Genomic DNA, 6,792 nt, shown 5'->3' on the forward strand with positions numbered 1-6,792 from the left:
TATTTTGATTGCGGAGTGATTGATTTAAGAAGTTGTATATGTTGTCTATTGTCTCTGAATCGGTCAATTCTCTGGAAACTATTGTATTTAATTCTAGGTCGAATAAAGCTAAAAGGTACTTCCATTCATCTTTTTGTTTAACCCATAAGACTGTCAAACAAGTAAATATCCGGAAAAAGTCCAATTTTTTATGCTCAATTTTATGATTAGATTTAAAAATATGATGTTTTCTATACTTTGATGAGAGATTTCAATGTTATGCTATTTTTTTTAATGATTTACGAATTTTATGGAGACTTCCACTAAAATAACTGTACAAATACTCTACATGTTTAATTACCGGAATAGTAATATTGGCATTTCCATTAACAATACTGGATAAATCAGTATAAATAACATGACCACATTTATATGCATTTATATTTTTGTACAATACAATTTTGTTCCCCATTTATTAAAAAAATCAATTTTCTAGAATAAGTTCCATTTTTAACAACATCATGAGAGTTACACTCAGGACAAACAACATTTAATGATTTAAAATACTTTTCACCTTTTCTTGTAGAAACAAACAACGAATCACCAATAGATTGACATCCAATACGAGTTTTATCCTCATTAGTGCGAAATCGAGAAAACTCCAGAATAAAATCGGAAAATTTAAATTGTTTATCAGACATAATAATTATTTGAAACTTTTATATTTGAATTAGACAAATTAATATATTAGCTTCACCTAATATATTAAATTTACTACTTTTAAATTAAAAACAAAGAAAAATAAAAAGAGAAAAAATCTCAGCACGAAAATTTAAGAAAAATTCAAATCACTTAAGTTTTTGAAAGTGCCGAAAATTTAAATATCAAAACAAAACACTTATAAAAAATTATTTTAATAAAAGTTTTGAACTTAAATTGCTTTTAAGTTCTTAAAAAAAGAAAATTTAAAGAGGATTATTTTTTCCAAGTTTGTTTAACTCCTCTTCCTCTTTTACTACCAGGTTTAGTGTAACTTCTTTTTTGTCTGGTTCTTCTGTTAGTTCCTTTAATTTTTGCCATGATCTTCCCTCCATAACTTAATAATAAAAAATTAGAATTATAAATAACAGAAAGATATTTGATTTTTGAAATATTTAAAGCTTTTTATTATGTTGTATACTCAGCATTTATTTTAACATAATCATAAGTTAAATCACAACCCCATGCAGTAGCTTCAAAATCGCCCAAATTAATATCAATATTAATAATAACCTTTTTAGACTGCATAATTTTTTCTGCTCTTTTAAGATAGGTTGTATTATCAAAAGCTAAAATTTCACCATTTCTTACAAGCTCAACATCATCTTCCTCATCAGCAATTGCAATAGTTACAATATTTGGATTTAATTCTGCACCAGAATAACCGATTGCTGAGACTATTCTTCCCCAATTTGGATCTCCTCCAAATACTGCTGATTTGAAAAGGGATGATGATATAATAGATTTAGCTGCAATTCTTGCATCATTATTAGTTAACGCCCCTTTAACATTAGCTTCTATGAATTTAGTAGCTCCTTCTCCATCACGAGCCATTTTTCTAGCTAATCTTATACATAAATAATTAAGAGCTTCTTGGAAATTTGAATCTATTTCATCATTAGTAAATGCATCAATTCCTGATGCTCCATTAGCTAACATTAAACAGGTGTCATTTGTACTTTCATCACCATCAACAACGACCATGTTAAAACTAATATCTGCAGCAATTTTTAAAGCCTTATTAATTAAGGCAGAAGGTAAATTTGCATCAGTTACAATGAAAGATAACATTGTACCCATATTTGGAGCAATCATGCCACTGCCTTTTGCAATTCCTGCGATTTTTACTTTTTGTCCATTCATTAATGTTACTTCAACTGCTGCTTCTTTTGGAAAAGTATCAGTTGTCATTATTGCTTTTGCTGCAGCTAGTGAATTTTCTGCTTTAGAACCTAATTTAGAAATTGATTTATAAGCAACTTCTGATATAATGTCTACTGGCAGTGTTCTACCAATAACTCCAGTTGAAGAAATAGCTATTTCATCTTTAGGTATTTTTAAGTCTTTTGATACAAGTTCAACTAATTTTTCACAATCTAAAATTCCTTGTTTACCTGTAAAACAATTTGCATTTCCACTATTTACAAAAATAGCTGAAATTATACCTTTTTTTAAAACATTTTTAGTATATGTAACTGGAGCTGCAACTACTTTATTTGAAGTAAACACAGCTGAAGCTGAACTATTAGGTGAAACAATAATTGTAACTCCATATTTACCTTCACGATCCCCAGATACTTTAAGATTTTCAATTACAGAAAATCCACCAACAATATCTTTAATAAAATCCATAAAAATCACAAAAAATTAACTTATTGAGTTTGATTTGAATTATTTAAAAGATTAGCTACTTCTTCTTTATTATTAAAATCAACACCATCAATTTCTTTATCGTAATAAACAGCATCATCTGTTTCATTTAAATTAGTTGTCATTTCAACAGTTACATTTTTAATATGGGTTTCATTTTTATCATTATTTCCACCATCAAGACCCATAGTTACTCCAATTCCTGCACCAACAATAAATGCGACTAATACAAAAATCAGAATTAAAACAATTTTACCGTCGTTTTTACGTCTCATATTACTCTCTTTTTAATTTTTTAAGCTATAAAAGCATATATTAAGGCTAAAATTACACCTACAAATGAAAACATACCTAATCCAACAATTGATAAAAGATATGCAAATATAAATACAAATACAAATATCCCAATTAGTTTCGCTTTTTCGTTTTCAATTAGATTAATCAATGTTCTTGAAAACTCTGATGGAATATTATAAGCATAAAGTCCATTAGCTAGTTCAAATACAACTAAAGACAATGGTGATAGGGCATCTATATCATCTACAAGTTGAGCTCTTTCACCTGCTTCACGCCTACTTCTTCCAACACCAGCTCTAATTTTAGCACCGTTATTTAGTGCAAACCATGCAGAATCTAGTCCTGCCCTAATAGCTAAGTCTTTAGATGGGAAACGAGCAATAAAATCATCTCCCCCTTCTCTGTATCCTTCAAGTTCACCATTACATTCTGTTTCAATGAAGTTTTTAATTCCTGTCATGAGATCAACTAGCTCACTTCTACCATATTTATTAATAAAGTCAGTCGAACCAATTAAATCAATGAATAAGTAATTTTCAAAATTATTTGGCCTTGATTCTCTTAATCTGAACTCCTCATCAAAGACCAAAGCATATTCTCCTCCAAGCTTTGTAAATGCTATACCTGGAAAGTTTCCAATACGTTGAGTATAGTGAATTGCTCTTTCAATTGATGCTGCACCAGTCATTCCAACAGCAGATACAATTGGAACTCCTTCTGATAATCCAATTCCAATAAGTTCAATAGCTACTCTTATTGCATCGTTTTTACTTAACATTCTTGCAACTAATTCTGTTGATGTCTTTTCAACTATACTACCTTTTTCATTTTCAATGATTTTAACAAAGATATTAATTAAATTAGATGGATGAGGAAGCTCGATATAAAAATAACGATCGCTACCCATAATAATATTACTTACCAATGCATATTCTTCAATCTTATTTTCAGCAGCTTTTAATTCTTGAAAATCATAAACCTGAGGAATGTTTTCAGCACCAATATCCCGAATAAGGTTTTCTAAAATAGTACTAGATGTGATTTCTGCCTTTTGAAGTTCAAAAAGAATAGTTTGAGTATAATTAAATAATTCCACATACTCTGTTTCAATAGGATTAGTTGGAAAAAACTTTGTACCAACAGAAATAGGATCTAATTTTGTCGTTAATTTAATAATCGATTTAGTTAAAAAATTAACCATCGAATTGTCCTCCCTTCTCCAGCTCAATTTCAAATTCGCCAGGTTTTTCTAAAAGCATATCTGGTTTAACTGATACAAATGGAAATTTCCAAGATCCTAATCTTCCAGCTATTGTACTAGCTATATTTCTTGAATTTTTCTTAATAAATATTTCATCATCAGTACTTACACGAACTAATATGTTGTACGGTGCAGTTTCAGTTACTTCATCTGCAAGTAGAATATTTAGCTCAAAATTACCTGGTTTAGTGAATAAATCATTACGAACAGCAATTAACGGTTTCTTTTCAAGACTTAATCTATCTGCAACAGTAACAGATATATTTCCTGCATTTTTAACAGCTAATTTATAATCTTTAGGATGAACCAATACAAAAATTACATAAGGAGCAGCTATTTCAACATCATCAACCATATCTACAATTTTATTAAACATGGGGATTTTAGAAAAGATATTTTCAATAGTAGATTCAGCTCCACTTTCATTATCAATACGAATAATAGCTTGTTTAGCAATATTCAATGGAGAGATTTCTAAACCTTCTTTACCCTCGTAAATTTCCCATCTTTTGAATTTTAACTCTTTAATAATCTCATCACAGACATGTTGTAAAATATTCTTATCTTTTTTAGGTTTTTTCGGCCTTCCAAATGTAAGTCTATTTTCACTAATTGTAAATGGAATTCGCATTGAAGAAACATTTCTAAATTCAGCAGCATAATCCCTAAATTTATCATTAGATAAAATTTTGGCTTTTTCACGAGTAGCTATATCTAAAATAAAATGGTCTGCATCATTACCTGCTGGAACTTCTTCAACATTATCACTTTCTAATAATTTTTCAAATTTTACTTTATCATCAATATCATGACGGAGAGATGCATCTGCTATAATTACAAATTCGTCTCCACTTTCCTCTAATGCTTTAACAGCAGCCAAAATATTAGTTATTTGAGGCTCTGAATTTTCATTTTTAACATGATGAGCAACATTTGATGCATCGACGACTACCTTCACAATATCACCTTAAAATAAATTTAATTAAATAGTTATTAGTTTAATCATTTATATATTTAATATAATCAAATATTTAAATATAGTTTTTTTAAGCACTTTAAAAATAAATTAATTTAGTGAAATTTAAAAAAATAAAACTAAGGAAAATCATAATATTTATGGTGTTTTTTAGTGTAAATACTGTATTTACCTACTTAATATTAATTGTAGCTACTCCTTTTTTATTAGTAATGGCTTTGTATGTTTAACTTTAAAAGTTATTTTCTTCTTAGATAATGGTTTAGCTTTCGTATTACAAGTCTTGAACTAAATCTTATTATTTTTGTTTTTTTCTTAGAAACGTCTTACTATAAATAAAGCTAAATTTATGATTTTAGCTATTAAAAATTAATATTATATTGAATTTCTTAAAAATTCATCGAATAAAAGTCGTTCTCCACCAACATTATGCAAATAAATTTCAATAGATTTATCTGAAATATTATAAACATTATAAGAATTCTGATTTTTACCTCTTAACTTTTCAGAACAAAGAGATCCTGCATTAGCTATAATGGTATTATTTATTTTCCAAATATTAGGAACATGTTTATGGCCAGATAAAACTAGATCAACTTCATGAGTAGTTAATGTTTTTAAAACTTCTCCTGCATCAGATAAAACATTACGTTCACGACCAGTATCTGGAATAGAAACAACATGATGATGGAGTGCTACAACACTAAAATTATTATTAATAACACAATCATCTAACTGATGTTCTAACCACATGTGCTGAGGAATACCAATTTGCCCACCATTTTCATCAGGAGAACTACTATCAATACCTATAACCGTAAAATTATCATCCTTAGTCAATTTCCAACTTCTCTCACCAATTAACTCTTCAAAAGTCCTATACCCTAAATTACGAGCATCATGATTCCCTGGTACTGCAAATAATGGAGCTTCAAAAAAAGGTAATAATTTAGAAGCTTGAAGATATTCTTTATAATAACCATTATCTGTAATATCACCAGTTAAAATAATCATTTCTGGACTAAGATGATTTATTTCATCAACAGCCATCATAAATAAATCTTCATCAAAATTTACTTTACTTATATGTAAATCAGAAATATGTACTATTAAAGTCATTTTATCTACAAGTTTAGTTTCATAATTGCTTCAGCAAGATCACCCTTACATTCCTTAAGAGCATTTCTTGCTTCATCAAGAGAAACCTTAGCTTGGTTAGCTACCATTTCAACATCTTCCTCAGGAATTTCAACTTCATATTCGATTTCTACTTCACGAGTTTTTCCGCTGATTTGGTAGTTTTCTTGACCCATTACATTCATAAGACTAACTTCAGGTTCATCAATGATTAATTCTTTATCATCAAAACGAATAATAACCTCACGAACACCGTCAAGGTCCTTCATATTCATTCCCATCTTTTTCATTTGTCTTTCCATTTGTTTCATCTGTTTTTTATTCATTCCTGGAATCATCGTAAAATCCTCAAAAATTAATCATAGATATTTCTATTAGTAATTATATTAAAAAGTTATTATTAAAAAATGGCACTTTCAAAAACTTGGGTGATTTTTAGAAAATTGCGTTGTCTTTGTTCTAATACATTATTTTTAAGTCAAACCTTTTTAAAATTCCTTTTTTCGATTTGAATAATTTTTTGATATGTTTGGGGAAGTTTTTTAGGAAGCAGTTTTCTATTTTATTTGAGGTTATTGGTATTTTTGAATCATTCAGGTGATTTGTGATTTTTTTGAATTCTGGGATTATTAATTTTGAAGCTAAATCTTGAATAACTTGTGGAATGTTGGATTCTAAATAAAATAGTTGATTTCTTTTTTTGTGCTTCATTTATTGATTGTGCATTGATAAT

8 protein-coding genes are annotated in these 6,792 nt (G+C 28.4%); all 8 read right to left on the minus strand.

Translation table 11 applies throughout. The features are described 5' to 3' along the window. Positions 1–256: 256 nt before the first annotated feature. Entirely contained in the window at positions 257–433 is a 177-nt protein-coding gene (locus MBORA_RS10675) for a hypothetical protein (RefSeq protein WP_156482711.1), read from the minus strand. Then, the gene (locus MBORA_RS10680; protein WP_156482712.1) at positions 408–680 is read right to left on the minus strand and encodes a hypothetical protein; all 273 of its coding nucleotides are present in this window, start codon (positions 678–680) and stop codon (positions 408–410) included. Before MBORA_RS10680 ends, MBORA_RS10675 begins: the two co-directional genes overlap by 26 nt. A gap of 466 nt (positions 681–1,146) precedes the next feature. After that, complete coding sequence (gene argJ / locus MBORA_RS08125) at positions 1,147–2,370, minus strand: bifunctional ornithine acetyltransferase/N-acetylglutamate synthase (protein ID WP_081738403.1); 1,224 nt, start codon at positions 2,368–2,370, stop codon at positions 1,147–1,149. Positions 2,371–2,390: 20 nt separating this feature from the next. Then, positions 2,391–2,663 carry a hypothetical protein gene (locus MBORA_RS08130; RefSeq protein WP_042694241.1) on the minus strand — a complete coding sequence of 91 codons (273 nt, stop codon included), beginning with the start codon at positions 2,661–2,663 and terminating at the stop codon, positions 2,391–2,393. A gap of 20 nt (positions 2,664–2,683) precedes the next feature. Continuing rightward, positions 2,684–3,886: a hypothetical protein gene (locus tag MBORA_RS08135; RefSeq protein WP_042694239.1), complete on the minus strand. Its 1,203-nt coding sequence runs from the start codon at positions 3,884–3,886 to the stop codon at positions 2,684–2,686. Beyond that, positions 3,879–4,904, minus strand: coding sequence for an NYN domain-containing protein (locus MBORA_RS08140; protein WP_063720524.1), 1,026 nt, complete (start codon positions 4,902–4,904; stop codon positions 3,879–3,881). The genes MBORA_RS08135 and MBORA_RS08140 overlap by 8 nt, the downstream gene beginning before the upstream one ends. 393 nt (positions 4,905–5,297) lie before the next feature. Continuing rightward, positions 5,298–6,041, minus strand: coding sequence for a metallophosphoesterase family protein (locus tag MBORA_RS08145; RefSeq protein ID WP_042694238.1), 744 nt, complete (start codon positions 6,039–6,041; stop codon positions 5,298–5,300). A 5-nt stretch (positions 6,042–6,046) separates the two neighbouring features. Next, positions 6,047–6,397 (minus strand): nascent polypeptide-associated complex protein, encoded by a 351-nt coding sequence (locus tag MBORA_RS08150; protein WP_042694236.1) that lies wholly within the window; start codon positions 6,395–6,397, stop codon positions 6,047–6,049. Positions 6,398–6,792 lie beyond the last annotated feature (395 nt).

The sequence above is a fragment of the Methanobrevibacter oralis genome (assembly GCF_001639275.1).
Classification (GTDB): domain Archaea; phylum Methanobacteriota; class Methanobacteria; order Methanobacteriales; family Methanobacteriaceae; genus Methanocatella; species Methanocatella oralis.

What these genes read in the sequence shown, in the direction of transcription:
- MBORA_RS08130 (WP_042694241.1), bottom strand. Translation starts at nt 2,663, where the DNA reads ATGAGACGTAAAAACGACGGTAAAATTGTTTTAATTCTGATTTTTGTA.
- MBORA_RS08135 (WP_042694239.1), bottom strand. Translation starts at nt 3,886, where the DNA reads ATGGTTAATTTTTTAACTAAATCGATTATTAAATTAACGACAAAATTA.
- MBORA_RS10680 (WP_156482712.1), bottom strand. Translation starts at nt 680, where the DNA reads ATGTCTGATAAACAATTTAAATTTTCCGATTTTATTCTGGAGTTTTCT.
- argJ (WP_081738403.1), bottom strand. Translation starts at nt 2,370, where the DNA reads ATGGATTTTATTAAAGATATTGTTGGTGGATTTTCTGTAATTGAAAAT.
- MBORA_RS08150 (WP_042694236.1), bottom strand. Translation starts at nt 6,397, where the DNA reads ATGATTCCAGGAATGAATAAAAAACAGATGAAACAAATGGAAAGACAA.
- MBORA_RS08145 (WP_042694238.1), bottom strand. Translation starts at nt 6,041, where the DNA reads ATGACTTTAATAGTACATATTTCTGATTTACATATAAGTAAAGTAAAT.